Annotated in this window: 25 protein-coding genes and 1 other RNA gene; 2 read left to right on the forward strand and 24 right to left on the reverse strand. The window is 49.9% G+C overall.

All coding sequences use genetic code 11. The features are described from left to right. Window positions 1–250 precede the first annotated feature (250 nt). Window positions 251–436: a hypothetical protein gene (locus BMW43_RS04555; RefSeq protein ID WP_091744252.1), complete on the reverse strand. Its 186-nt coding sequence runs from the start codon at window positions 434–436 to the stop codon at window positions 251–253. Between the two features lie 461 nt (window positions 437–897). Here BMW43_RS04555 and BMW43_RS04560 point away from each other — a divergent pair, with 461 nt between their 5' ends. Next, entirely contained in the window at window positions 898–2,232 is a 1,335-nt protein-coding gene (locus BMW43_RS04560; RefSeq protein ID WP_143050565.1) for a DUF6076 domain-containing protein, read from the forward strand. A 128-nt stretch (window positions 2,233–2,360) separates the two neighbouring features. On the opposite strand, the gene BMW43_RS21670 is transcribed toward BMW43_RS04560, so the two are convergent. From BMW43_RS21670 to mgrA, 6 genes are all read right to left on the reverse strand, one after another. Next, complete coding sequence (locus BMW43_RS21670; protein WP_281246114.1) at window positions 2,361–2,495, reverse strand: hypothetical protein; 135 nt, start codon at window positions 2,493–2,495, stop codon at window positions 2,361–2,363. Between the two features lie 140 nt (window positions 2,496–2,635). Further along, complete coding sequence (locus tag BMW43_RS21795; protein WP_091744256.1) at window positions 2,636–2,848, reverse strand: Uma2 family endonuclease; 213 nt, start codon at window positions 2,846–2,848, stop codon at window positions 2,636–2,638. Between the two features lie 418 nt (window positions 2,849–3,266). Beyond that, window positions 3,267–3,614, reverse strand: a transfer-messenger RNA (tmRNA) gene (gene ssrA, locus BMW43_RS04570). Window positions 3,615–3,783: 169 nt separating this feature from the next. Next, complete coding sequence (smpB, locus tag BMW43_RS04575; protein WP_091744258.1) at window positions 3,784–4,257, reverse strand: SsrA-binding protein SmpB; 474 nt, start codon at window positions 4,255–4,257, stop codon at window positions 3,784–3,786. A 77-nt stretch (window positions 4,258–4,334) separates the two neighbouring features. Next, window positions 4,335–4,802 carry a PTS sugar transporter subunit IIA gene (locus BMW43_RS04580; RefSeq protein WP_091744260.1) on the reverse strand — a complete coding sequence of 156 codons (468 nt, stop codon included), beginning with the start codon at window positions 4,800–4,802 and terminating at the stop codon, window positions 4,335–4,337. Between the two features lie 282 nt (window positions 4,803–5,084). Continuing rightward, window positions 5,085–6,092 (reverse strand): L-glyceraldehyde 3-phosphate reductase, encoded by a 1,008-nt coding sequence (gene mgrA / locus BMW43_RS04585; RefSeq protein ID WP_091744262.1) that lies wholly within the window; start codon window positions 6,090–6,092, stop codon window positions 5,085–5,087. 318 nt (window positions 6,093–6,410) lie between these two features. Here mgrA and BMW43_RS04590 point away from each other — a divergent pair, with 318 nt between their 5' ends. Next, a complete protein-coding gene (locus tag BMW43_RS04590; RefSeq protein ID WP_091744263.1) occupies window positions 6,411–7,109 on the forward strand; it encodes a DinB family protein in 699 nt (232 codons plus the stop codon). 264 nt (window positions 7,110–7,373) lie between these two features. On the opposite strand, the gene manZ is transcribed toward BMW43_RS04590, so the two are convergent. The 17 genes from manZ to BMW43_RS04675 all read right to left on the reverse strand — a co-directional run bounded on the left by manZ (window position 7,374) and on the right by BMW43_RS04675 (window position 25,994). Continuing rightward, window positions 7,374–8,195 carry a PTS mannose transporter subunit IID gene (gene manZ / locus BMW43_RS04595; protein ID WP_091744265.1) on the reverse strand — a complete coding sequence of 274 codons (822 nt, stop codon included), beginning with the start codon at window positions 8,193–8,195 and terminating at the stop codon, window positions 7,374–7,376. A 15-nt stretch (window positions 8,196–8,210) separates the two neighbouring features. Then, window positions 8,211–8,978, reverse strand: a complete 768-nt coding sequence (locus BMW43_RS04600) for a PTS mannose/fructose/sorbose transporter subunit IIC (RefSeq protein WP_091744267.1) — start codon at window positions 8,976–8,978, stop codon at window positions 8,211–8,213. A 40-nt stretch (window positions 8,979–9,018) separates the two neighbouring features. Further along, complete coding sequence (locus BMW43_RS04605) at window positions 9,019–9,510, reverse strand: mannose/fructose/sorbose PTS transporter subunit IIB (protein ID WP_091744269.1); 492 nt, start codon at window positions 9,508–9,510, stop codon at window positions 9,019–9,021. Continuing rightward, window positions 9,510–9,932 carry a PTS sugar transporter subunit IIA gene (locus BMW43_RS04610; protein WP_091744271.1) on the reverse strand — a complete coding sequence of 141 codons (423 nt, stop codon included), beginning with the start codon at window positions 9,930–9,932 and terminating at the stop codon, window positions 9,510–9,512. Before BMW43_RS04610 ends, BMW43_RS04605 begins: the two co-directional genes overlap by 1 nt. A 158-nt stretch (window positions 9,933–10,090) precedes the next feature. Continuing rightward, on the reverse strand, window positions 10,091–12,886 hold the full coding sequence (locus tag BMW43_RS04615; RefSeq protein WP_091744273.1) for a sigma-54-dependent transcriptional regulator: 2,796 nt from the start codon (window positions 12,884–12,886) through the stop codon (window positions 10,091–10,093). Window positions 12,887–13,151: 265 nt separating this feature from the next. After that, window positions 13,152–14,519, reverse strand: a complete 1,368-nt coding sequence (locus BMW43_RS04620; protein ID WP_091744275.1) for a PTS fructose transporter subunit IIC — start codon at window positions 14,517–14,519, stop codon at window positions 13,152–13,154. Window positions 14,520–14,566: 47 nt separating this feature from the next. Further along, window positions 14,567–15,022, reverse strand: a complete 456-nt coding sequence (locus BMW43_RS04625) for a PTS sugar transporter subunit IIA (RefSeq protein ID WP_091744277.1) — start codon at window positions 15,020–15,022, stop codon at window positions 14,567–14,569. Between the two features lie 49 nt (window positions 15,023–15,071). Beyond that, window positions 15,072–16,010 carry a 1-phosphofructokinase gene (gene pfkB / locus BMW43_RS04630; RefSeq protein ID WP_091744279.1) on the reverse strand — a complete coding sequence of 313 codons (939 nt, stop codon included), beginning with the start codon at window positions 16,008–16,010 and terminating at the stop codon, window positions 15,072–15,074. Continuing rightward, the gene (locus BMW43_RS04635) at window positions 16,007–16,783 is read right to left on the reverse strand and encodes a DeoR/GlpR family DNA-binding transcription regulator (protein ID WP_091744281.1); all 777 of its coding nucleotides are present in this window, start codon (window positions 16,781–16,783) and stop codon (window positions 16,007–16,009) included. Before BMW43_RS04635 ends, pfkB begins: the two co-directional genes overlap by 4 nt. A gap of 188 nt (window positions 16,784–16,971) precedes the next feature. Next, a complete protein-coding gene (rnr, locus tag BMW43_RS04640; protein WP_091744282.1) occupies window positions 16,972–19,266 on the reverse strand; it encodes a ribonuclease R in 2,295 nt (764 codons plus the stop codon). Between the two features lie 4 nt (window positions 19,267–19,270). After that, on the reverse strand, window positions 19,271–19,678 hold the full coding sequence (locus BMW43_RS04645) for a PaaI family thioesterase (protein WP_091744284.1): 408 nt from the start codon (window positions 19,676–19,678) through the stop codon (window positions 19,271–19,273). A 48-nt stretch (window positions 19,679–19,726) separates the two neighbouring features. Next, on the reverse strand, window positions 19,727–20,449 hold the full coding sequence (locus BMW43_RS04650) for an alpha/beta hydrolase (protein WP_439331448.1): 723 nt from the start codon (window positions 20,447–20,449) through the stop codon (window positions 19,727–19,729). Window positions 20,450–20,689: 240 nt separating this feature from the next. Further along, window positions 20,690–20,917 carry a preprotein translocase subunit SecG gene (gene secG / locus BMW43_RS04655; protein ID WP_091744646.1) on the reverse strand — a complete coding sequence of 76 codons (228 nt, stop codon included), beginning with the start codon at window positions 20,915–20,917 and terminating at the stop codon, window positions 20,690–20,692. Window positions 20,918–21,066: 149 nt separating this feature from the next. Further along, on the reverse strand, window positions 21,067–22,362 hold the full coding sequence (gene eno, locus BMW43_RS04660; RefSeq protein WP_091744288.1) for a phosphopyruvate hydratase: 1,296 nt from the start codon (window positions 22,360–22,362) through the stop codon (window positions 21,067–21,069). Window positions 22,363–22,422: 60 nt separating this feature from the next. Further along, a complete protein-coding gene (gene gpmI / locus BMW43_RS04665; protein ID WP_091744290.1) occupies window positions 22,423–23,961 on the reverse strand; it encodes a 2,3-bisphosphoglycerate-independent phosphoglycerate mutase in 1,539 nt (512 codons plus the stop codon). Window positions 23,962–23,990: 29 nt separating this feature from the next. Beyond that, window positions 23,991–24,740: a triose-phosphate isomerase gene (tpiA, locus tag BMW43_RS04670; RefSeq protein WP_091744648.1), complete on the reverse strand. Its 750-nt coding sequence runs from the start codon at window positions 24,738–24,740 to the stop codon at window positions 23,991–23,993. A 69-nt stretch (window positions 24,741–24,809) separates the two neighbouring features. After that, the gene (locus BMW43_RS04675) at window positions 24,810–25,994 is read right to left on the reverse strand and encodes a phosphoglycerate kinase (RefSeq protein WP_091744292.1); all 1,185 of its coding nucleotides are present in this window, start codon (window positions 25,992–25,994) and stop codon (window positions 24,810–24,812) included. Window positions 25,995–26,093: the final 99 nt, after the last annotated feature.

The raw sequence follows: 26,093 nt of genomic DNA on the forward strand, positions 1-26,093 counted from the left end.
ACTTTCCTATAGCCGGATTGCCGCTCTTTTTGTGGCAATCCCATTTAGGAGCTTATCCGTGAGATAAAAGAGGAGATTTTCGCACAGTCTGACGTCCCCAACTGTCACTCGTCCCCAACTGTCACTTTTCTTGAATATTTTACCGTCTACAAGAAAAAGGACACCTTACGCTTTGTGTAAAGTGCCTTTTTGTCTACGGTCTGGACAATAAATAGTGTTATCCTGCCTTCTAATTATTTAAAGCATTCAATTATTTATCTGAAAGTCCCTTAAGAAATTTACCTATCTCTTCACGATCTATACGTTCAAGATCTATAAGTCGGTTACGTTCCGATTCGGGCATATCATTCCATTCTTTTTTAGACCAGGTTCGTTGCGCTCGTTCCACATCGCTCATTTCATTCAATAACTTAACTTTCTTATTTTTATTTGCCATAAAATCACCTTTTCATTTTTATTGTCGTTACTTAAATATTGTGACAATGCCTTTTCCGTCACAGGATGGGCACGGGATATAAGATTGGCCTGTACATTGCGGACAATCGGGTTCACACAAGGTTAGACCAGAAGGTGCCATTGGGCATGGGATGACCCGTTCACCTTTACACCGTGAACAATCTACTTCTTTAAATTCAGACGACATCAAAAATCCCTTCTTCTTATAAATTTTCAGTATTTACACTTCGATATTGACTTAAAAATTTAATTATTTTATTCTTAAACTAGCTTCTGTAATAAATGATACCACTCAAAATTAGCAGAATCAACTACTTTCCATCAATCAGCTATAATCAGCTCTATCAATGTTATTATAACTGAAAAAATTCAGGGGGGGCGCTTTTTATTTTATATGTAATGTTTAGCAACGATGGCTATAATTTCTACGATGAGCATCATATGCCGAATTTCGATGACCAAGGTCATCGGTATCTATTTGATTTTGTTGCTGCGGAGCTATCGAAATTTGAAGTATTGCTGGATAAATTCTTTTCAACAATGTTCGATTTTGTAAAACTTGAATTAACACAGGACGGACTTCGCAAGGAATTTAACAGTGACTATGAAAAAGCATTGCAGTCGAATTTTGCTGTTGTAGAAGCGGATTTCTATGTGCCTAATGTATATTTTGAAGAGATGGTAAGTATTTTGAAATTCAGCCATCCTTATTACAAAATTGGTGAAAACGCAAGGAATATTGTTAAAAACATCGTAATCGACTATTTTCATTTCCATTCTTCACTCAATGAGAGGTTGCTCTTTGAAGATGATTATAAAGAAAAGGTTTCGGATTTATTATCAATTCCGAAAGGGTTTTTCCCAAAAAACCGCTTAGATCAGTTGTATCAAGTATATATAAAATGCTACCGGCAATCATCCTCTATTCGCCGCAAAATAGCAAAAGGCAGGGAACTTGATGCGAAGTATTCCTTAAATATAATCACTTTCCAACAGAAAATGAAGGAGTTGCTTTTTCGCATCTTGGATATTTCTGTTCCTATTATTAACAGGCTGAGTATATTCGAAAGGATTTCGCTTTATAAAAAAATCCAATCTATGCCATTTAGCAACGCAGATATTCAAAAGCTGCCGAAGGAATTATCGGATTTCATAACCGCACATCCCCTTCATAACAGTCTTCATTATGACTTTGCTCCTGAAGGTAACATTAAGATTTCAATATTTGAGACCGAAAACAAGATGTATGAAAAGTTACAAGTTGAATCCTTGGAACAGCTGTTGGAATGGGAGTTTATTAAAATGGTCCAGGCAGGTGTGAGGATAAAGAAGTGTGCCTGCTGCAATAGATATTTTCTCGTCAAAGACGCCAAAAATAATTATTGCGGCAGAAAGTTTAAAGGTAATAAAACCTGTTTGGATGTAGGTTCGAACCACCGTTTTTATGAGTTGAAAAAAAATGACGTCTATTATAAGGCATGGCGCACAGCTATTTGTAGGAATAGGGCTCGAATAACATCCAAATCAAACTCAATCTCTGAAGACTCATTTATTTGCTGGCGCATAGAAGGTGATAGAAAACTGACCGATGTTAGAAAAGATGCAGAAAAAAGCAGCGAGAGCTTTTTTAAATGGTTAGCTATGACAAATGATGAGATTAAAGAATACGAAATTAATATGATTAGCATACTGGGCCAGGAAGAATATTCGAGAATCATAAGTGAGTGGAAAGCTAAAAATAAACCCAAAAATATATTACGGGCAAGCCCCACCTAAGGGTGAAGCCTGTCCCGTTATCCTTCTCCCGAATTCTTATAACATAAAAAGGGCCAAAGTTTCCATGACGGCCGACCATGTGGCGGTTTGTCCCCCGGAGGGTGTAGGCGCGCGTCGCGCCGTGATCCTTACCAAGGCAAAAACGAGAGCACCAGAGCGACGATCAGCTGCATGGTGCCGAGACGAAAAAATTCCCAACTTTCTTTGTCTATATGAAACAGGGGACAGGTCAGGCGTTTCATTCCAATTTTACCATGAAACACTCGATCTCTCCCCCTGATTTCCTGATTCTTAGCGGCACAATCGGCATTAACAAATCTTGCCAACTTCACAATATTACTAGGAATTCACTATATAAAAAACACCTGCTAACAAGCCGGTGAAAAATATCGACATATTCACATTAACCCCAAGCAACAAAAATTTCTTTCAATTCTATTGCCAACTCCTCAAATACCTTTAATTGAATATTTTCATCTTCACCAAGAACAAGCACATCCGGCATGTCATAATGCCCTTGTTCATTTAGTACATAACTTACAATAGTCTCTGTTTCCGGTGTAACAATCCAGTATTCCTGTACACCAGCCTTTTCATACTTATTTCTCTTTACCAGGTTATCACGCTAAATTGAGCTTTTTGAGACAACCTCAATTACCAACGTTGGCGCGCCGAAATAGCCACTTTTATCTAATTTACTTTTATCACAAACTACAGCCAAATCAGGCTCAACTACGTTTTTATTCTTCTTTCATCTATTTCGCCATCAAGCGGTAGCCTAACTGTAAAAGGCGCCAATTTATTCACATCATTTTCTAAAGCCACATACATAAGCACAGAGACGATTCTATTGCTTCTCTGCTTTAAACATAGTGTTTTGATTAATGCCTGTTACTCTCGCTAATCACGGAAGCAAGAGAACCGTCCCCGTGCTTTCCTTATTATCAATCATCCCGCTCACCTCCACTACCTACTCCCAAAATATACAGCAAAAAACCCGCGAAACACCGCGGGTTTTAGTAATTCCCAAAATTTGGTGGAGGCGAGGAGAATCGAACTCCTGTCCAAAGGTGCCGCTACACAGGCTTCTCCGAGCGCAGTCTGCAATTTAAGCTTCGCTCCATTGACGCCTACAGACAAGCTTCGCCGGTGCTATCTCGTTAAAATTTCCCAGTCGGTCCGCGGAGAATTAGACCTCAGGTATCCCGCTAAGTGACGCCCTATCCCGCCTCACGGGAAGAAGGAGAGTAGGACGTTAGCATTAAGCTGCTAAAGCGTATTCGTTGTTTGCTTTTACTTTAAGTCCACCGTATTGACGGGCTGATGGAACCCCGGCTCGCTACCCATGCTACAACTACCCCTGTCGAAACCATTACGCCCCCGTATTGGTATTTAGGTATTGTTCATGACTTTTAAAGAGCTGCAATCCGACTACGCTTCTTAATTTCGTAAAGTTTATTATATCACAGTTTACAAGATACGCCAAGTGGATAGATCTGACATACTGGCTTCTTCGCAAATTTTGCCAAAGATAAAGCAGGCCGCTGCCTGCTACTCTCTTTGCTTATCCTTAAAGGCTCTGTCCATTTCCCGTTTAGCATCCTTGGCCGCCAGGTCCTGGCGCTTGTCATATAGCTTCTTACCGGTTGCCAGTCCCAGTTCCAGCTTAGCCTTGCCTCGCGTAAAATATACTTTCAGAGGCACCAGCGTATAGCCTTTTTCCTTGGTCTTGCCTATCAGCTTGATAATTTCGTAGCGGTGCATCAATAGCTTGCGGGTACGCAACGGTTCATGATTAAACCGGTTCCCCTGATCGTAGGGGCTAATATGCATATTGTGCAGCATGACTTCGCCATGATTGTCAATCCGGGCATAGGCATCCTTCAAATTGGCTTTGCCGGCGCGCAGTGATTTAACCTCCGTACCGGTAAGCACCAGCCCGACCTCATAGGTTTCATGAATATGATAATCATGGCGGGCTTTACGATTTTCAGTTGCTATTTTGCTGCCGGGTTCCTTGCTCATGGTGGGTCACCTCATCTATCAAGCCTATATCCATTTCTTCATTGTAAAGCATATGCCCGCCAGAGTCAATAAAGTCTCTATTTAGGCAATTGCTCTTCCTGTTCACCGATAATCCGCAGCACTTCTTCCGCCGTGGGAGCTGTGCGCAGAGCGGCCAGGAAAGAATCATGCCGGATCATCCGGGCAATGGTCGACAGCATTTGTAAGTTCAGGTCGATGCCGTCAAGCGGTGCGGCTACCATAAAAAACAGATCGGCTTTCGTGCCGTCCAGAGAGTTGACATCTACCGGCGTAGCCAGACGGGCAATCGCCAACCCGGCCCGATCCACCGCCGCCGATTTGGCATGGGGAATCGACACGCCATGACCAACACCGGTTGTTCCCATGCTCTCACGGGCCGCCACATCCTCCACGAATTGTTCGGCTGTGCTGATGACTCCGGAGTGCTGCAATCTGTCAGCCAGTACCTCCCATACTTCCTCTTTATGCTTTGCTTCCACATGTAATACGATACAGTCCAAGGCCAAGAGCTCTCTGGTTTTCAAGTCAATTCCTCCTACACTAAAAATTGGTAAAATGCAATATGTTTCAAATATTCAGTTACCTTCCGGCAAAAAACGGTTACACATTCTCTGCCATAGTATATATTTCGACATCTGGCGCATTTTCACTTTAGCAAATTAGCATAATATAGCTATATTTGTATTTCTTCTATTCTATAGTATATATCAAACTCCGTCAACTAACCCAACCAGGCAAAAAAGCAGCCTCCGTTACAGGAAGTTGTACTTTTTTGCCTGTCCGGTTGCCGCGAAAAAATGCCCGCTCTACTCGTCCTGCTCGGAACCGCTCAGAATGATTTCAATCAATTCCAATTCTTCCGGCGAGAACTTCGATCTTTTTAAAGCACCCACACAATCATCAATTTGCGAAACTTTGCTGGCGCCTATAAGCACTGAAGTAATCCTGTCGCCCCGTAAAACCCAGGCCAGTGCCATCTGGGCCAGCGTCTGCCCCCGTTCCAGCGCCAGATCCTGCAGTGCCCGCAGTTTAATCAGCAGCGGCTCATTAATATCCTCGGCCTTTAGAAAAACACTCGGTCCGGCTGCCCGTGAGTCGGCGGGAATGCCCTTCAGGTACTTACTAGTCAGCAAGCCCTTGGCCAATGGCGAAAAGGCAATGCTGCCGACGCCTTCCTCTTCCAGTACTTCCAGCAGACCGTCTTCTACCCAGCGGTCCAGCATGGAATACCGGGGCTGATGAATCAGGCAGGGCGTGCCCAGTTCCTTCAGGATTTGAATGGCCGCCTTCGCCTGCTCCGCTTTGTAATTGGAAAGGCCCACATAGAGAGCCTTGCCCTGACGCACCAGCAAGTCCAGCGCTGCCATCGTCTCCTCCAGCGGCGTCCGCGGGTCGGGGCGGTGATGATAAAAGATATCGACATAGTCAAGGCCCATGCGCCGCAGGCTTTGATCAAGGCTGGACACCAGATATTTCTTCGAACCCCAGTCACCGTAGGGTCCCGGCCACATGGTATAACCCGCTTTGGTTGATATGATCAGTTCATCCCGGTAGGGCGCCAAATCTTCTTTCAAAATCCGTCCGAAGTTAATTTCCGCCGAACCGGGCGGTGGACCGTAATTATTGGCTAAATCAAAATGGGTAATGCCCAGATCAAACGCCCGTTGCACCAGGGCCCGTCCATTTTCAAAGCAGTCGGTGCCGCCAAAATTATGCCACAAGCCCAGTGAAATGGCCGGCAGCATCAACCCGCTCCGGCCGCAGCGGTTGTATTGCATCGAAGCATACCGTTCCTTGCTGGCTGTGTATGTCATACTTTATCCCCCTCCTAACCTTCCTTCTTCTATTCTAATACACCGGATAGATGGCTGCCATAGTTTTGAAAATAAATTGTAGTAAAAAGAGTGAACTTTCTTACTTCTTCAAAGAAAATGCTTACAAAAGTCCGCCAGGAATTCCTCGTTTCCGCTTACTCCGTTTTATCCTAATCCATCCGAATTGTTTGCATTCTGTAACTAAAAGAGAAACTTCCCGTGTTATTCAGGACTTACTAGGGCTTCGGTATTATATGGTTATGTTCTGCCATGTGGTATAATTAGGTAAATAATACAAAACGAGTAAAGAGGTTTTATATGAAACACTTTGGTGCCGGATTAAGTGAGTTACACAAGGAATTAAATACAATCATCAGAAAACAGGATAAAGTGGAATATGCAAAGCGATTGTTTTTAGACTTGCACGCTGCCTTACACCTATCCGCTATCTCCGGCAGGGCGAAAAATGAAGTGGATCAGCTTTTATGCGATTTATCGCCTCATGAATACAGAATTATGCCAACTGCTAAAGATGAAACAATAGCCTGGGTTTTATGGCATATTGCCAGGATCGAAGACTTGACAATGGGTATTTTAGTAGCTGATAGGGAACAGCTATTTAATGATGAATGGAGAAAACAGCTTAATACTCCTATTTCAGATACAGGGAATGCTCTGACAGATGATGAAATTATGGAATTCAGTAAGCAGATTAACATTGATAAGTTAATTGCATATCGAAATGCCGTCGGCCAACGAACATGCGATATTGTAAAGACACTTACTGCTACGGATATGAAGCGCAGAGTTACTTCGCTTGGTCTTGCTACAATCAGACAGATAGGTGGTGTGACCGATCAGAAAGATTCGCTTTGGCTTCTTGATTTCTGGAGCAAAAAGGATGTTGCCGGCATATTGCTGATGCCACCGACACGCCATGTCATGCTCCACTTAAATGACTGTTGCAAATGGAAACAACAAATACGGGAAAGAAAAAAGTACTTTCACTCAACTTAACACAATAAAGCAATTTCAACTTTAGACCAAGTTGATCCTGAAATGCGATTGTATGGTTACCGTTGTCTAGCGGCGGAATTCCGTGGAAAGTATATTCATAGAAGCCAACGACAGTAAACAGCCGGAGCGTGGGTACACACTCCGGCTGTTTGTTTGCGTCCTCCTCCGCCCCGCGCGAAAACGCTGGAGCAGAACTAGTACTACCATGCCTTATGACCTTGCTTTCCTATGCATCCTATACTTCTGCACAGGAATTTTTCTTATTTATTTGAGAATACCGCCGGCATAGCCTAAGATGCCGATGGCGAATAAGCCAAAGATGATGGCAATGGCATTGACTTTCCGTTTTAGGAGATACATGCAGGCGAAGGTTAAGAGCAGCGGCAGCAGGCCGGGCATGAGCTGGTCGAGAATGCCCTGTACCGTAGTGACGACCGTCTTGCCGTCCTGGCCGGTTACGGTGGAAACCACCAGCGGCACGTTCACACTGGTCCATTTGCACACCAGCGACCCCATGACGAACAGCCCTAAAATGGAAGCGCCTTCGGTAATTTTCTGCAGCCGGTTGCCTGACATGTCGGCAACGATGTCTGTTCCTTTTTCATAGCCGTATTGAATGCCATACCATTTGGTGGCCAGGCGAAGAATGTTGAATACCACAAAGAAGAGCAGCGGGCCTAAGATGCTGCCGCCTAAAGCCAGCGAGGCGCCGAGAGCTGCCGTAACCGGCCGCAGTGTTCCCCAGTAGATTGGATCGCCGACACCGGCCAACGGCCCCATCAAACCGATCTTTACCCCATTTAGCGTGCCGTCGTCAATGGGCGCGCCGTTAGCTCTTTTTTCTTCCATGGCCGCCGTAATGCCCATGATAGCGTTGGCAACAAAGGGCTGGGTGTTGAAAAACTCCAGATGCCGTTTTAAGGCCGCTTTCCGCTCTTCGCCTTCATACAATCGCTTGATGGCCGGAATCAGGGACACGCAAAAGCCCATGGACTGCATTCTTTCAAAGTTAAATGAAGCCAGCAAAAAGTTGGAACGGATAAACATGTTGAATAAATCGCTTTTAGTCAGTTTCTTTTCGCTCATGTCTGCACATCCTCCCTATAGATCCAATTCGTCGACATCGGAATTTGTCTGGTTGTAACGCGGATGAAGCTGGATATACAAAATGGCCAGAATCGCCCCGACGATACCAAAGCCGACCAGATTGAGATTAGTAAATGCCGCCATAACAAAACCCAGGAAGAAGAACGGCATGAGATATTTGGCTTCCATCATATTAATAACCATGGCATACCCGACAACTACGATAAAACCGCCGGCCACCTGCAGGCCTCTGGTAATAACCTCCGGTATGGATGCCAGCATGGCTTCTACACCGTGTGTACCGGCAACAGCCGCTACCAGCGCGGTGGGTACGGCTACCCGGATAGCTTGCAGCATCCAGGCCAGGAAATGGCACATTTCAATGCCCCGCAGACTGCCCTCATCGGCATATTTATCGGCCAGATGCTGAAAGAAAGTAGTAATAGACCGGACAAAAATAGTAAGCACCTGTCCTGCCGCCGCAATCGGAATGGCCACCGCAATACCGGCGCCGATCGACTGCTTGCCGACAATAACCAAAATGGATGCGATAACACTGGCCAGGGCCGAATCAGGCGCCATGGACGCACCGATATTCATCCAGCCCAGCGCCATCAACTCCAGCGTACCGCCCAGGATAACCCCGGTTTTCAAATCTCCCAGCACCAAACCGACCAGCGTGCAGGCAATCAGCGGCCGATGCCCCTGTCCCTCATCGACAACGCTCTCCATCCCGGCGTATGCCGCAACAAGGATCAACAAAATCATTTGTATTTCACTCATGACAGTACCTCCTCCTTATTTATCAGGCAATCTTAGTTCTTTATTCGGTAAATAGTCCTTCAATTTTGCCCATCAGATCTTCCCGGTTGTCGGCCGATACCTTTCTTACTTCCAGTTCGATGCCCAAAGCGTGGAGTTTGCGAAAGGCCGCCACATCCTCCTTGCCTACGGCCACCGCGCCGGTAATCAGCACCTTACCCTCGCGGTAGTTCATGCCGCCCACATTAACTGATTTGATATCGACGCCGCCCTCCACCATCCGGACGACATCGGTGGGATTAGTGAACAAAAACAGCGTCTTAAAATCGTTGTATTTGGGATTCTTATAGGCTTCCACCGCCTTGGCTATGGGCAGCACATAGGCTTTGATACCCGGCGGCGCCACCTGCAGCACCAGTGTCTTGCGCAACTGGTCGGCAGCCACTTCGTCACTGCAGGCAATGATCTTGTTGCAGCCTACCGCTTTGACCCAGGTCGTGGCTACCTGCCCGTGAATTAAACGATCATCAATCCGTGCTAAACAAATATGCATTATAAATCCTCTCCCGCATTGGTATCAAAATTTGCCCTAAACGATTTTATCGCACTGCTTCCTGCGCTCATTGCGATATCCACTAGTTCCGGTAGACTGGAAAACTTCCGTGTCCCGTAGATTTCCAGCAGCATAGGCAGGTTGACACCGGTTACCACGTCCATGCTGTTTTGATTTTCTGCGGCTACACGGCCGGCGGCGTTGTAGGGGCTGCCGCCAAAGAGATCCACCAGGAAAAGCACCGCCTGCTTATCCTCCAGCTTGTTGAGTGCCGCCTTATACCTGTCCACCAGGTCTTCCGCGCTCTCCCCCGGTTCAAAAGTCAGGTACTGCAGATTGTCCTGCCTGCCGAACATCATCTCCGATGCTCTGACCAGCTCTTCCGAAAATTTGCCATGGGTGCATACGATCAAACCGATCATTGCTATCACCTCCTCTTGCCCTTATAAATAAGCAAGAACCGTGCCAAACAGCGTATGAACGGCCAACAACCCGATTATCCGCCGTAAAACCGTCCCGTTTCATACACAGGCCGCCCGTTTCATACACTAGCCCGGAAAGCGCCCTGTCTTTTGATACGTTAAAGCCCTTCTTCCTCACTGGCAACAGGCAGTTGCAGCAATTCGCAGATATAATATTTTTCATCCTCCGTCAGACTGATGCGCAGCGACGCTGTAAAAAGCCGGCAAGCCCGGTCGACTGCCGCGACCAGACCAGGCTCCAGTTGCGAAGCATCCTCCACATACCGCAGCCCCTCCTGCAGCAGCATCCGCTCCAGGGCATAACCGACATGGACTACCAGCCGGATCTTTACGACATTTTCCAGTTGATAACCCAATTCCCCCTCCAACTGAGCGACAAATTCAAGCAGCATACCGATCACTTTGGCCGGGTTTAAAAAAGTGAGAAACTGCTGCAGGTTCTTCTCGCACAAATCCCGCACCACCGCACTAGGCTGGGCCTGGCCGACGCTAAGCTCCTTACCGCCCAGCAGCTCCTGCAGCAACCGCTCGCCGCTGCCGTCAATCAGCTTTTCCAACGGGATAAACGGTATGGCAGCCTTGGGCCGCTTAACACCCACTACGGCCAAAATGGCGTGATTGGCCTGTAATTCCTTTAGCTTGCGGTCAAGCTCCCGGACCCCGGCAGGTACCACCTGCACGCCTTTCTCTCCCGCCTCCGTCAGGATGCTCTCCACCATTTCCTTTAGCTTTACCGCCGTGCCGCTGCCGGAAGCGCACACCGTGATGATCAACCGGCCGGGGTGCTTTTCCTGCTCCTTAAAATCATTGTTGTAGCCCCGGAATGCTCTGAGTGCGGCATATACATCCTCCAGCTCCATATCGAACACATTAGTCTTGCGGACAGCCTCCAAAATGAGCGGCGTGGAGACCATGTCAATCGTCCTAACGGCGCTGCCGGTCCGTTCGACCAGTGTCGTTTCAAACTTGAACAGCGACCCCATATCGACCAGCAGCAAGACCCCTTTGCCCTTATCCATGATCCTAACCTTTTCCGTCATGACTTCCAGAATCTCCTTCGGGCTGACATCGAGCGGCATATCGACGGCACACAGGCTGGTCACCTCGCCTAACAGCCGCTCCACTACGGCAACCATGCTGCTGGCCGTACTGTTGCCATGGGCGGCGACAATAATGCCCACCTGTCCCTGCCGTTCCAATTCCACCGATTTAAGCAAAATGGCAATATAGGTCACTTCGGCGGCAGGCACCTCTATGTGGAAGGTCTGACTGATGGCCTGCTTAATTTGCAGCGCTACCGCCAGCTCAGCCTCCTCGATCTGCAGCGAGGGGTCACGATACACCGCATGCTTGTACTCCTTTTCCTTAATCCGCTTGAAGAAGGCGCTTAAGTGAAAGCTAAGGGCATAAGTAAAGCGTTCACTGTAAGCCCGCCCCAGATTCTGCTCGGCCAGGATCTTCATTTTTTCGGCAAACTCCAGAATTTCCTTATCGATGACCTTCAGCATGCGTTCCCGGTTTTCCTTATCCTTGGCCAGACGGTTATACAGTTTCTTGATATTGATATGAACATCGTTGGCGATAAAATTGTTGATATAACTGTCGTCAATGCCTTCCTGGCGCAGCAGGGTAATCTTGTCCTCCATCAGCCGGTACAGGTTAAAAGGCATGTCGTAGCTGTCCTCGACCAGCGGCTTGTGGCCCTCCGGTCCGATAACCAGCGGCGCCGCCAGCCGCTGTCCCAACTCCTCAAACTCCCGGTGATTGCGGCCGATGGCAAATAAACCGTCCTTGATATCGGACGACAGCAGGCTGAATTCCAGCTCAATGCATTCCTGGCTGCTGTTTAAGCTGTTTAAAAAACCCTTGGCGCAGGTAATCTGGATATTGGATTTCAACTGGCCGATATTGCCGTAGGAAACACTGCCGATCAGCGCCTTCACCACTTCCGGCGATACTTTGATCGATTTATTCACCCGGTGGGCCTCATTGGCAAACAAGTGCCGGATCATATCGATCTTTTCGCTTACTGTCCGTTCCTGCAACGACGGGATGCGAATAATCACCGGTATCCGGCGGATAAAGGTGGTCAGCAGGTGAGAACTGGGCTCTTCGGTCGTGGCCCCAATAATCAGCACACCGGCTTTGCGCTTGCGTTCCGTCTCACCCAGCTTGTTGTAGGTGCCTGTATCAATGAAATAAAAGAGCATTTCCTGCCCTTCCGGCGGCAGACGGTGAATTTCATCCAAAAACAGCACTCCGCCGTCGGCTTTTTCCACCAAACCGTCGCGGTCCTGATCGGCGCCGGTAAAGGCGCCTTTGACGTAGCCAAATAGATGGGACAGCAAGAGCTGCGGATTATGGTAGTAATCAGCGCAGTTAAAAATAATAAACGGCGACTTTTCGGAAAATCGCTTGCAGTACTTGCCATAGTTGTACATCATCCGGGCAAACAGGGTTTTCCCCACTCCCGTATTGCCCAGGATCAACGTATGGAGTCCCACCGGCGGGTACACCATGGCCGCCTTGGCCTGTTCCACCTGATTCTTCAAGCTCTTACCCGAACCGATAAGCAGGCTGAATGGGTCCTGCTCCGCCTGGGCGGCGACGAGTTCCCGGATGCTGTCCACCTCCAGACAGGACTCGGCCAACGGCAGATTAAGCAAGGTCTGGACGCCGGCCTTATCCAAAAAGCGAACCGGCCGGCCTTTCAGCTTGATGATCTTATCCAGCCGGAGCAGCTCATTCAGCTCCTTGCTGACATTATTGCGCAGCATCCCCAATTGATCGGCTATCTCATTGGTCTCCAGCCCTTGTCCCCCCAGCAGCTCATCGGGGGAAAACCTGGCTGTATGCTCTTTGACGAACTCGTATACCAAATCCATTCTTTTCATAATCAGACCCTCACACTAACAGACTTTATTTCTCATCTTTCATTAGTAGCAAAAATCATTCCAGCTTAGTGTATCAAACCGGTGATTGGACGAACCGGGACACCCCCGGCCGGCCATCGCGCTTTTCATACACTAATCTTGCTTTACATACACTACTACATGTAAGAACTTTCAAAAAAGACCAGGCACCGAAAAGTGCCTGGTCTTTTTCATATGGTCCTGTCTTACCAGGACAACGCTTTTTCTGAATGCTGTCCGCTTTTTCTTATTTCGCGGACGGGCTTTTCTTGAGGATATTGAGCAGCAGCGCGCTAAGCACTGTGCCGGCCAAAATGGACACAATGTACATTGGCAGATTACCAACGGCATTGGGAATGGGTAGAACGAAGATTCCACCATGGGGTGCCCGCAGCGTGCAGCCAAACAGCATCGAAAGGGCACCGGTCAGAGCCGAACCGGCCATGATCGAGGGAATGACCTTGAACGGGTCACCGGCGGCAAAAGGAATGGCACCTTCGGTAATAAACGAGATACCCAGCACACCGGCCGCCTTGCCGGCTTCGCGTTCTTCCACCGTCCATTTGTCTTTACCCAGGTAGGTTGCTAAGGCAATCCCCAGCGGCGGCACCATGCCGGCAGCCATAACGGCGGCCATCGGTTCAAATACGTTGCTGCCCAGCAAACCTACGCCGAAGGTATACGCGGCCTTATTGATCGGACCGCCCATATCAAAGGCCATCATCGCGCCCAGCACCAGCCCCAACACCGCAGCGTTGGTGGTTCCCATACCTTTTAAAGCATCGGTCATAGTATCCATAATGGCTTTCATCGGTGTGCCAATTACATAAACCATCAACAGACCGACCACAGCACTGGAGAGTAAGGGAAGAATAAGAACGGGTTTCAAACCTTCCAGTGTCTTAGGCAATTGAATATTTTTTTTCAGGAATTCCGCCGTATACCCGGCGATAAAACCGGCAATGATACCGCCTAAAAAGCCTGCTCCCAGCTTGGAGGCCAGCATACCGCCGATCAAGCCCGGCGCCAGGCCCGGACGATCGGCAATCGAGAAGGCAATGAAACCGGCCAGTACAGGCACCATCAAGGCAAAGGCCGCACCGCCGCCGATATCCATAAGGGCTGCTGCCAGCGTACCCTGCTGTTTAAACGCTTCAATACCAAACACGAATGAAATGGCAATCAACAGACCACCGGCTACGACCAGGGGCAGCATGTAGGACACGCCTGTCATCAAATGCTTGTAGGCCCCGGTCCGTTCTTTTTTAACCCCTGCCGGCTGTGCCGCCGGAGTAGCTCCGCCAACCACCTTGGCCGTTTGCAGAGCCGCCGTGATCACTTCCTGGCCGCTTTTAATTGCCGCCGCCGTGGAAGTGGTATACAGCCGTTTACCGGCAAACCGCTCGGTGGAGAGATTGGTATCGGCCGCAATGACGACCACATCGGCCGCCTTGATTTCCTCCGGTGTCAGTTCATTTTCCACCCCTACCGAACCGGCCGTTTCCACCTTGATGTCGTGTCCCATTTCCTTAGCTGCTTTGGCTAATCCCTCCGCCGCCATAAAGGTATGGGCAATTCCTGTCGGGCAAGCTGTAACCGCCACAATCTTACTCATAAGTCCTTTCCTCCCCCATGTTATTTTTTATTTATCTATGAAAAAGATTATCCTTCCCGTTCACTGATGACCGCCAGTACGTCGGCCGAATCCTTCGCCGCCCGCAGCGAGGACAGGAATGAATCGTGCATCAGCATCCGGGCCAGCCGGGACAGAGCCTGCAGGTGCAAGTCGCCGCCGCTGACCGGTGATGCGATCAGGAAAAACAGATCGGCTTTCGAGCCGTCCAGCGAGGCTACATCCACCCCGTCAGTCAGCCGGGCCATGGCCAGTGCCGGCTTGGCTACCGCCGCCGATTTAGCGTGGGGAATAGCTACACCAAAGCCAACACCGGTGGTACCGTGGCTTTCCCGGGTGGCAATATCGGCCAGATACTGTTTTACATCGGTAACCGCTCCGGCTGCCGCCAGTTTGCCGGCCAGCGCCTGCCACACATCCTCCTTGCTGGCTGCCTCCAGACCTAACACGATACATTCCGGTAACAATAATTCCGTAATTTTCATAAGTTAAAACCTCCTTGCTCTCTTTTCATCAACTATAATGATCTGCGCTTTATTGGCGCGTAACTTTTACCGCCGCCATGACCTTTTCCACATCGGTCATCGAACAGGCCTGCGTCCCCGGCTGCATCACCGCGGCTACCGCCGTGGCGGTTGCCAGCCGGATACGGTCCGGCAAGGGCAGGCCGCGCACCTCACCGCTAACCAGACCGGCTACCATCGAATCACCGGCACCCACCGTACTCTTGACTTCCACCTGGGGCGGTTCGGCCAGCCACATGCCTTCCCGGCTGGCGATCATAGCCCCTTTCGACCCCAAGGACACCGTCACTTGCTCAATGCCACCGGCCAACAGCTCGTTGATTACCTGTTGGAGGGCTTCCTTGCTGTCGAGTGACCGTCCGGCCATTTGGCTCAGTTCATGAATGTTCGGTTTTATGGCATACGGTTTGGCTTTGATGCCTTCCTCCATAGCCTGGCCGCTGGTATCCAAAAAGACCTTGCAGCCGGCTTGCCGGAGTTTCGTTATATACTTCCCGTAAATGTCGGCCGGTACGCCCTGGGGCAAACTGCCGGCAAAAACAAATACTCCCTGCTGTCCGGCCAGCAGTGCTATCTCCTGCTCTAGAGCAGCCAGATCTTCCGGCCGGCAGGTGACACCGCTGAAATTGATTTCCGTCACTTCGCCGTTGGAACCGTCCACCACCTTCATATTGACCCGTGTGGATCCTTCCACTTTGATGAAACGGTCGGTAATATCGTTAGCGGCAAAACATTTCTCAAAATGTATCAAATTGTTTTTGCCCAAAAACCCTGTTACTGTCACTTCATGGCCCAGTGCTTTCAACACCTTAGCCACATTAATGCCTTTACCGGCCGGATCAAGCCGGTCCTGTTCCACCCGGTTAAGCTGGCCGGGAAAAAACCGGGAAAAATAAATGGTGTGATCCAGTGCCGCGTTGAGAGTGACTGTGGATATGACAGGTTTCATACTGGTCCTCCTTTCCCACCGGGCACAACCTGCACCCGGACAAACTCACGAATGCTCCGTAAAGCGTCGTCATCGCCCTGATCATCGGTAATCAATAAATCCACTTCGTCGAGGGAACAAATGCGGCATAGACCCTTAATTCCCAGCTTAGAGCTGTCGGTCACTACAATCACTTCGCTGGCCGCCTTCAGCATATGCCGTTTGGTTTCCGCTTCCACCAGAAACGGAGTGGTGACCGCCGTTTCCACTGAAACGCCATTGGCCCCGAGAAAAATTTTATCAAAGTGCAGATTGGCCAACACCGTATTGGTAATAAAACCTACCAGGGAGTGAGTTGTCTTGCGGAAGGTCCCGCCCAGCACCCAAACCTCCACCACCGGATCGTCGGTGAACACCTGGGCTACATCCATACTGGTGGTGGCAACCGTTACCGGCCGTCCTCTAAGCGCCTTGGCAATCTGCAGCGTCGTAGTTCCCGCATCAAGCAGCAATGCCTCGCCATCCTGGACCAGGGCGGCAGCAGCAGCGGCAATCTGGCTTTTAGCCTCTAAATTGCGTATTTCCTTTTCTTTAAAACTTAACTCCAGGCCGGTTTGGGGCGAAATCGCGCCGCCATGGGTACGCTGAATCAGGCCGGAATCCTCCATCTCCTGCAAATCCCGCCGGATGGTCGATTCTGAAACGGCAAACCGCTTGCTTAATTCTCCGACCTTAGCCTTTTTGCCCGATTGCAGCAACTGCAAAATTTCTGTTTTTCGCTCTTCTGCAAACATATGCTGTCTCCTATATCGAATGATCGTTTTTGGATGATAAATGCTCGTTTATGATTGATTTAAGTTCATTATACGGGGTTAAATCTCCCAAGTCAATACTAAATGAGCATATTTATTTCAAATTTTCTCACTTTTTCGAAGACTTCCCGACAAAGTAATACCCCCTGCCAGCAGGCAGGGGGTACTCTTTATTCTTTCGCCGGTTTCTTCTTCCGTCGGACTCCGGTACGAGGGTTCCTTTTTTTCTTATTCTTGACAGGCGTCTTGGCTTTTTCTTCCCGTTTCCGTTTCGGCCGTCCTTCTTTTTCCTGGCGGGGCTGCCGGCGTTCCACCACCCTGTGGGTTGTACCGGTCAGGCAAAAATCCAGTGTCCGGCTGTCCAGGTTGACTTTGACCAGCACAACTGAAACAGAATCACCCAAGCGGTATACTTTACGGGTATGCTCGCCAATGAGCGCATATTGTTCCTCCACATACTGATAATAGTCGTCATCCATGGTCGAGACATGGACCAGACCCTCCACGCCGTTATCCAGTTCGACAAAAATGCCAAAGGCCGTAACACTGCTGATGATACCGTCAAACTCCTGATCGACAAAGCGGGTCATGTATTCCGCCTTTTTCAAATCGACCGTTTCCCGTTCGGCATCGGCTGCCGCCCGCTCCCGTTCGGACGAATGAGCGGCAATGCCCGGCAGGATAGCCGCCAGCTTATCCCGGCGCTTGCCGGTAATCTTGCCGCCGGTCAGGAAAGAGTCCCGCAGCAGGCGATGCAGCACCAGGTCGGGATAACGGCGAATCGGCGAGGTAAAATGACTGTAAAACTCGGCAGCCAAACCAAAATGCGGACCCTGCACGGCGTCATAGCGGGCCTGCTTCAGAGAACGGAGCATAACCGTACTGATGATCCGTTCCTCCGGCCGGCCGGCAACGCGGCTCAGCACCCGTTGCAGCACCATCGGCTTGATTTCGTCCATTTTGCGTAAGCTCAGCCCGAAAGTCTGCAACAGGGTATTCAGCTTAACCATCTTCTCCTGTTCCGGTTCTTCGTGAATCCGGTACAGCGAAGGGTTGTTGCGGCGATACATATGCTCAGCCACCGTTTCATTGGCCACCAGCATGAATTCCTCGATAATCGACTCGGCAATACTGCGGACTCGTTTGACTATATCCACCGGCCGGCCAGCCTCATCCAGCTTCACCTTAATTTCCGAAAACTCAAAATCAATGGCGCCGCGTCGCAAACGACGGTTGCGCAAAATCCGGCACAACTCTTCCATATCGCTAAAGGTAAGCAAAAACTCACGGAATTCTTCCCGCAGGGCTTCGTCTTCCTCCTCCAATATCTTCCGGACAATCGTATAGGACAAACGCCGTTTCACCCGGATGACGCTGGGGAAAATATCGTAGGCGACAACCTGGCCCCGCCGGTCAATCTCCATATGAGCCGACATAGCCAGCCGGTCCTCATTGGCATTCAAGCTGCAAATTCCGTTGGACAGACGCTGGGGCAGCATGGGCAGCACCCGGTCAGCCAGATAGACACTGGTACCCCGTTCCCGTGCTTCTTTGTCCAGCGGACTATTTTCCCGGACATAGTAGCTGACATCGGCAATATGAACTCCCAGCAGATAATGGCCGTTATTCAGCCGTTCGACATGGACTCCGTCATCCAGATCCTTGGCATCTTCGCCGTCAATCGTAACGATCGGCAGGTGCCGCAGATCGCGCCGTCCGGCAATTTCCGCCTCACTAATAACGGACGGTACCTGCTCGGCCGCCGCCAGCACTTCCGGCGGAAACTCGGTCGGCAGGTTGTGGCTCTTGATGATCGACAATATCTCGATGCCTGTATCACCCTTATCGCCCAGGATTTCCACCACTTTACCCTCGGCGCTGCGCTTTTTTTCCGGCCATTTGATGATTTCCACCACGACCTTATTGCCGGTTTTGGCACCGCCGAAATGCTGCTGGGCAATAAATACATCCTGTTTGATGCGCATATCGTCAGGCACCAGAAAGCCATAGCTCCGGTTGGCCTCGAAAGTCCCTACAATACGGGCATTAGCCCGTTCGACTACACGGATAATCTCTCCCTCTTGCCGTTTACCGTCCTGTGTCTTGCCCTGGTGCAGCCGGGCCACAACCCGGTCACGGTGCATAGCAGTCAAAAGGCCATCGGGGGGAATAAATACATCACTCATCGCTTCCGGTGCATCCCCCGGTGTCTCCGGAATCACAAAACCAAAACCCTTGCTGTTCAGCGAAAGGCGGCCTACCACCAGATTCATCCGTTCCGGCACCCCGTACTTGCCATACCGGGTACGGATAATCAGGGCGTCTTCCTCCATCTGCCGCAGTACTTGCCAAAAATCAGACAGTTCTTCCCCTTCCAATTCCATTGCGCCGGCCAATTCTTCCACGGTGAGCGGCTTATAGGCTTCCGTACGCATAAAGGCGGCAATTTTGTCCTTCAATTCCATAGAATCACCTTTCTTCGATTACGGCTACCGTTGCTTTGCCTTCAGCCGTTACACTGCCGTCAGGCAAGACAACTTTACCGGTCATTTCATATAATTTGCCCCGCTCTTTCACAATCCATCCAGTAACAGTAAGCGTCCGGTCCACCGGTGTCGGCCGGCGGTAGCGGACCTCCAGTCTGGCCGTTACCGCGTGATGCCCCAGACTGTATAAATACCGAACCATCACCTCATCCAGCAAGGTGCTGATAATACCGCCATGGACAATGCCGTTATAGCTTTGATGCTCCGGGCCGGGTTTAAACTCGGTGATATAGATGCCATTTTCCTCCCGGAAATTTAGCTTCAGGCCAATCGGATTTTTCCGGCCACAGGCAAAGCACCAGTCATCATCGCGGGCTTCCCATTCTGCCATATTCTCCACCTCACTTATCAGTCGTATCAAAAGGGGTTATAACCATTGTCACTTCAAAAAATCTTTGATCTCGTCAAAGACCGTTTCTTTTTCTACATCCAGGGTAATAATATGCCCTGATTTCTCCAGCCAAATCAGCCGTTTGTCGCGGCTGCCGATATGCTCATAAATATGCCGGGCACTGTGCGGCTCCACCGTATGCTCATGGCGGGCCTGCATAATGAGTGCCGGAACCGTCACTGCCGGCAGCAGTCTGTCGACATGCTTAATCAGCGCCAACAGGCTGGACAGACTCCGTAAGGGCGTCTTATCATAGCAGACCGACAGTTCCTCCTGAATGCCGGGCAGCTTGCGCCGCCGTTTGGCATGGTAAGAACGGAACACACGATATACAGGTAAAAATTGCAGCCGCTTCTCGGCAATATAAATAGGAGCGCATAAGGCCGCCACTTTATGTACAGGTTGCTCGGCCGCCAGCTTAAGTGCCAGCAGGCCGCCCATCGACAGGCCCACGACCGATACGGTCCGGCAAGTCTGCCGCAGCAGATGGTAGGCGTCCAGCGCACTGCCGTACCACAAATCCCAAAAAGTCCGGGACATTTCCTCCGCACTGGTCCCATGCCCGCAGAGCCGCGGTCCCAGCACGGTATAACCGGCCTGCTGCAGCGCTTCTCCCAACAGCCGCATCTCCGAAGGTGATCCGGTAAAGCCATGGATGACCAGCACTCCATGCTCCCCGCCCGGCAGAAGAAACGGCTCAGCCCCCTTCATAATCAAAACCATCCCTCCACCCAGTACGCAGTGTCCGGCCGGACTCCCCGGTGTTATTACCATAGTGAGCCGGACCGTTAGCTGCGCAGTGCTTATCTATAACCGGTATCTTACTTATAGCCTGTCCGGTATATTTTGTTCTCATTATACCATTTACAGGAATTTTTATGAAGAAAAAACGCCAGACCGGTTAATGTCTGGCGTTAGTATTACAGGATAAAACTTTTTGCAAAGCTAGTATCAGGAAATCCTAGCTAAAATCAAAGTAACAATGCCGAACAAACAGCCCAGCACCATCGTTACTCTGGCCAATTGTTCATCAAGTCCCTTGCGGCGACCGCCAAAAAAAGACTCGGCGCCACCGGCAATCGAACCGGACAAACCGGCGCTTTTACCGGACTGTAACACGACGGAAATAATTAACGCAATAGAAATGATCGCTTCCAGGATCATTAATGCTGTAACCATAATCAACCTGCACCTCTCTAACATTCGCACTCTATATCACTGTATTTCATTGTATCACAAATAAAATACCCTTGGCAACTTAATAGTAGTCACACGATTAGTATAAGCAAAAAGCCGCCGGAATATCCGGCAGCTTTTTATCAGCGCGCTTATTTCAGGTTGTAAAATACGTCGCGGCCTAAGTATTGTGCAGTGGAACCAAGTTGTTCCTCAATGCGGAGCAATTGGTTGTATTTTGCCACACGGTCGGTACGGCTCGGGGCACCGGTTTTGATCTGACCGGCATTCAACGCAACGGCAAGATCAGCAATGGTTGCATCCTCGGTTTCACCGGAACGGTGGGATACAACAGCAGTGTAACCGGCACGGTTTGCCATCTGGATCGCATCCAAGGTTTCAGTCAGCGAACCGATCTGATTAACCTTGATCAGGATGGAGTTGGCAGTACCCGTTTCAATGCCCCTCTTCAAACGAACGACATTAGTTACAAAGAGATCATCGCCAACCAACTGAATCTTGTCACCAAGTGCATCAGTCAGCATTTTCCAGCCTTCCCAATCTTCCTCAGCCATGCCGTCTTCCAGGGAGATGATCGGATACTTTTCAACAAAGCCTTTCCACATATCCACTAATTGAGCGCGGCTCATCTTAGTACCGGACTTCGGTTGAATATAGCACTGTTCTTTCTCATTCCACCACTCGGAAGAAGCTGCGTCAATGGCGATCATGAAGTCTTCGCCCGGCTTGTAGCCTGCGTCGGTAATCGCTTTAACAATAACCTTAAGCGCATCTTCATCGGCACCAAGGTTAGGTGCATAACCGCCTTCGTCGCCTACACCGGCAGCCGGTGTGCCATTCTCTTTTAGAGTCTTTTTCAGGGTATGGAATACTTCTGCGCAGCAACGCAGTGCTTCACGGAAAGACGTAGCGGCAACCGGCATAACCATGAATTCCTGAATCTCCACATTGTTGGTTGCGTGTGCACCGCCATTTAAGATGTTCATCATCGGCACCGGCAATTGTTTGCCGTTGAAGCCGCCAAGATATTGATAGAGCGGCAGGCCCAGGGAAGCTGCTGCTGCTTTCGCTACAGCCATGGACACGCCAAGAATAGCGTTGGCACCAAGTTTTGCTTTATTCGGAGTTCCGTCAAGCTCGATCATCGCGTTGTCAATACCGACTTGATCAAGAGCATCGAAGCCAATGATTTCCGGTGCGATCACATCGTTTACGTTTTCTACGGCTTTGGTAACACCTTTGCCCAGGTAGCGGCCTTTGTCGCCGTCACGAAGTTCAACGGCTTCATAAATACCGGTGGAAGCTCCGGAGGGAACAGCAGCACGGCCTAAGGTGCCGTCTTCCAAATATACGTCGACTTCAACAGTCGGGTTACCGCGGGAGTCCAGAATTTCACGAGCTAAAATATCGGTAATAATTGTTGACATAGATGAGTAGCCTCCTTATTTTTCATAAAGCTATATGGCAGTAAGCCATAGTAGACAGCATTATTTTACCAGGTTTTTGCCGGTCATATCGGCAGGCACGCTGATGCCTACCAAGTTCAGCATGGTCGGCGCAATATCCGCCAGGCTGCCTTCCCGCAAAGTCACCTGACGATGCTTTTCCGAAACCAGAATAAACGGCACCGGATTGGTCGTATGGGCGGTAAAGGGCGCGCCCGTTTGAGGGTCAACCATCATTTCTGCATTGCCATGGTCGGCGGTAATGCAGGTAATGCCACCCTGCTCCTTCATAGCTTCCGCCACGCGGCCCACGCAGGCGTCAACCGTTTCCACCGCTTTCACGGCTGCTTCAAACACACCGGTATGGCCAACCATATCGCCATTGGCAAAGTTTAGAATAATCAGGTCATGCTTACCGGATTTGATTTCCGCTACCACTTTATCGGTAACTTCCAAGGCACTCATGTCCGGTTTCAAATCATAGGTAGCCACTTTCGGCGAAGGAATCAGAATGCGTTCTTCCCCTTCACTCGGTTTTTCTTCGCCGCCGTTAAAGAAGAAAGTAACATGGGCGTATTTTTCGGTTTCCGCAATGCGCAGCTGTTTCAGGCCGGCAGCGGCAAACACTTCGCCTAAGGTATTTTTCAATTGCTGCGGTTTATAAGCCACTTCCACCGGCAACGTTTCATCGTATTGCGTCATAGTAGCAAAATAGAGCGGCATAAAGCCGTTACGGCGGGTAAACCCGTCAAAAGCCGGATCGACAAAGGTGCGGGTCAGTTCCCGGCCCCGGTCGGGACGGAAGTTGAAAAAAATCGCTCCGTCGTTGGCTTTCACCTGGCTGTTGCCAGAGGCAGTAATGACTGTCGGCAATACGAATTCGTCGGTCTGCTCCCGTTTGTAGGAAAGCTCAACCGCTTCTCTGGCGGTGGCGGCTTTTTCGCCTTCGCCGTATACAAGCGCGGCATAAGCCTTTTCCACCCGTTCCCAACGTTTATCACGGTCCATAGCATAGTAGCGTCCCGAAACAGTAGCAATTTTGCCTACGCCGATTTCGGCCAGCTTGGCTTCCAATTCGTCGATAAACCCAAGAGCACTGGAAGGAGGAACGTCGCGGCCATCCAGGAAAGTATGTACGTATACTTCGGTCAATTGGTACTTTTTCGCCAGCTCCAATAGCGCATACAAATGCGTATTATGGCTGTGCACACCGCCATCGGACAACAGTCCCATCAGGTGCAGGGCACCGCCGGCCGCTTTGGTTTTCTCAATAATGTCGCACAGTACCGGATTGGTGAAAAAGTCTTTATCACGAATGGCTTTGGTAATGCGGGTCAGTTCCTGATAAACAACCCGGCCGGCGCCAATATTCAAATGGCCCACTTCCGAATTGCCCATCTGACCCTCCGGCAAGCCTACCGCTTCACCGGAGCATGCCAAAGTCGTGGAAGGATATGTTTCGTTTAAAAGGCTCAAATGCGGTGTTTTGGCTTGAACAATAGCATTTGAAGAGTCGTTGGCACAACCTAAACCCCACCCGTCCATAATAACAAGTGCGATAGGTGATTGTAACTTGCTCACGCCGTCACTCCCATTTCCATATGTTTTACTTAAAATTTAACAATTTTGCTGAAGCCGGCTGCATCCAAAGCTGCGCCGCCTACCAGAGCACCGTCGATATCGCTCTTGGCCATCAATTCAGCAATGTTATCGGCTTTTACACTGCCGCCGTACTGAATTCTGACCTTAGCTGCGCTGTCGGCGCCAAATTTTTCGGCTACCGTTTTACGGATAAAGGTGCATACGGCATTGGCATCATCGGAAGAAGCCGTACGGCCTGTACCGATCGCCCATACCGGTTCGTAAGCGATAACCAGTCCGGCTACCTGTTCGCCAGTTAATCCGTCAAGACCTGCTACTACCTGGCCGCCAACCACTTTTTCCGTAATGCCGGCTTCCCGCTCTTCCAGCGATTCGCCAACACAAACGATCGGCACAATACCGTTAGCCAAAGCAGCTTTGGTACGTTTATTGACGCCTTCATCGGTTTCACCGAAATACTGACGGCGTTCCGAGTGGCCGATCAGGGTATATTCAGCTCCAACGTCTTTTAGCATAGCCGGGGAGATTTCACCGGTAAAAGCACCTTTTGCTTCCCAGTGAATATTTTGCGCGCCTAATTTGATATTGGTTCCGGCCAAAGCTTCTTTTACCGAAGCCAAAATGGTGAATACAGGGCAAACCACGATGTCTACATCTTTCGCATCGCTTACCAGAGCGCTCAGTTCTTTAGCCAGAGCAACACCTTCCGCCGTGGTTTTATTCATTTTCCAGTTGCCGGCAATGATCGGTTTACGCATAATCATTCCACCTCCAAATTTAGTAAGCTGCACCCCGCCGCCAGGCGGGGCACAAGCACCATGACAGTCTTATTTATCCTGCAGTGCGGCAATACCGGGAAGTACTTTGCCTTCCAGATATTCCAGCGAGGCGCCGCCGCCTGTGGAAATATGGGTGATTTTATCGGAAAGACCTACTTTTTGCAGCGCTGCGATCGAGTCGCCGCCGCCGACAATGCTGGTGGCATCTGAATCGGCTACTGCTTTGGCTACCGCTTTGGTACCGGCAGCAAAGGCATCCATTTCAAATACGCCCATCGGTCCGTTCCAAACAACCGTCTTAGCACCTTCCAAGGCTTTGGCAAAGGCTTCGGCCGATTTCGGTCCGATATCCAAGGCCATCCATTCGTCCGGAATGGCGTCAAGGCCGACTACTTTATGTTCGGCATCGGCGGCAAACTTGTCGGCTACGACCATGTCGGTCGGCAGCAACAGATTGACGTCCTGTTCTTTAGCCTGAACGATCAGAGATTTAGCCAGGTCCAGCTTTTCTGTTTCCACTAAGGATTTACCGGTCGAATAGCCCTGAGCCGCTACGAAGGTATTGGCCATCCCGCCGCCGATAATCAAAGTATCCACTTTTTTCAGCAGATTTTCGATTACGCCGATTTTATCGGATACTTTAGCACCGCCAATAATAGCGACAAACGGACGGACAGGGTTGGCAACCGCCTGACCAACGAACTTAATTTCTTTTTCCATCAGGAAGCCGGCAACCATCGGCAAATGCTTAGTTACACCTTCTACCGAGGCATGGGCGCGATGGGACACACCGAACGCATCATTTACACCGACATCAGCCAGTTTGGCCAATTTCTCAGCAAACTCGGCGCCGTTCTTTTCTTCTTCCTTGTGATATCTGAGGTTTTCCAGCAGCAATACTTCGCCGGGTTTTAACGCGGCAGACATCTTTTCGGCTTGTTCGCCCACGCAGTCGGGAGCGAATTTGACTTCGCGGCCGAGCAGCTCAGCCAGGCGCTTAGCCACAGGCGCTACGGTAAATTCAGGCACCGGCTGTCCTTTCGGACGGCCCAGATGGCAGCCGATTACCAGGGATGCACCTTTTTCCAACAGATAGTTCAGCGTCGGCAGCGTAGCCGTAATGCGAGTATCGTTGGTGATATTGCCTTCTTTGTCCATGGGAACGTTGTAGTCAACACGGATGAATACCCGTTTGCCGGCTACATCAATATCGCGGATAGACTTTTTATTCACGTTCTTACCTCCTAAAAAGGGTCACAGCATATAGTGTGACCCTTCCTTTGGTTAATTAATACTATTAATTGTCGCCCTATCCCTTAAGCGGGATATTGT

This window comes from Propionispora vibrioides (assembly GCF_900110485.1).
GTDB lineage: Bacteria > Bacillota > Negativicutes > Propionisporales > Propionisporaceae > Propionispora > Propionispora vibrioides.

Coding starts and splice junctions, on each gene's coding strand:
- BMW43_RS04615 (WP_091744273.1), bottom strand. CDS start 12,886: ATGAAAAGAATGGATTTGGTATACGAGTTCGTCAAAGAGCATACAGCC.
- BMW43_RS04650 (WP_439331448.1), bottom strand. CDS start 20,449: ATGAAGGGGGCTGAGCCGTTTCTTCTGCCGGGCGGGGAGCATGGAGTG.
- rnr (WP_091744282.1), bottom strand. CDS start 19,266: ATGGAATTGAAGGACAAAATTGCCGCCTTTATGCGTACGGAAGCCTAT.
- BMW43_RS04590 (WP_091744263.1), top strand. CDS start 6,411: ATGAAACACTTTGGTGCCGGATTAAGTGAGTTACACAAGGAATTAAAT.
- BMW43_RS04560 (WP_143050565.1), top strand. CDS start 898: ATGCCGAATTTCGATGACCAAGGTCATCGGTATCTATTTGATTTTGTT.
- BMW43_RS04645 (WP_091744284.1), bottom strand. CDS start 19,678: ATGGCAGAATGGGAAGCCCGCGATGATGACTGGTGCTTTGCCTGTGGC.
- BMW43_RS04610 (WP_091744271.1), bottom strand. CDS start 9,932: ATGATCGGTTTGATCGTATGCACCCATGGCAAATTTTCGGAAGAGCTG.
- secG (WP_091744646.1), bottom strand. CDS start 20,917: ATGGTTACAGCATTAATGATCCTGGAAGCGATCATTTCTATTGCGTTA.
- pfkB (WP_091744279.1), bottom strand. CDS start 16,010: ATGAAACCTGTCATATCCACAGTCACTCTCAACGCGGCACTGGATCAC.
- BMW43_RS04635 (WP_091744281.1), bottom strand. CDS start 16,783: ATGTTTGCAGAAGAGCGAAAAACAGAAATTTTGCAGTTGCTGCAATCG.
- smpB (WP_091744258.1), bottom strand. CDS start 4,257: ATGAGCAAGGAACCCGGCAGCAAAATAGCAACTGAAAATCGTAAAGCC.
- BMW43_RS04600 (WP_091744267.1), bottom strand. CDS start 8,978: ATGAGTGAAATACAAATGATTTTGTTGATCCTTGTTGCGGCATACGCC.
- mgrA (WP_091744262.1), bottom strand. CDS start 6,092: ATGACATACACAGCCAGCAAGGAACGGTATGCTTCGATGCAATACAAC.
- BMW43_RS04620 (WP_091744275.1), bottom strand. CDS start 14,519: ATGAGTAAGATTGTGGCGGTTACAGCTTGCCCGACAGGAATTGCCCAT.
- eno (WP_091744288.1), bottom strand. CDS start 22,362: ATGTCAACAATTATTACCGATATTTTAGCTCGTGAAATTCTGGACTCC.
- BMW43_RS04555 (WP_091744252.1), bottom strand. CDS start 436: ATGGCAAATAAAAATAAGAAAGTTAAGTTATTGAATGAAATGAGCGAT.
- BMW43_RS04605 (WP_091744269.1), bottom strand. CDS start 9,510: ATGCATATTTGTTTAGCACGGATTGATGATCGTTTAATTCACGGGCAG.
- manZ (WP_091744265.1), bottom strand. CDS start 8,195: ATGAGCGAAAAGAAACTGACTAAAAGCGATTTATTCAACATGTTTATC.
- tpiA (WP_091744648.1), bottom strand. CDS start 24,740: ATGCGTAAACCGATCATTGCCGGCAACTGGAAAATGAATAAAACCACG.
- BMW43_RS04625 (WP_091744277.1), bottom strand. CDS start 15,022: ATGAAAATTACGGAATTATTGTTACCGGAATGTATCGTGTTAGGTCTG.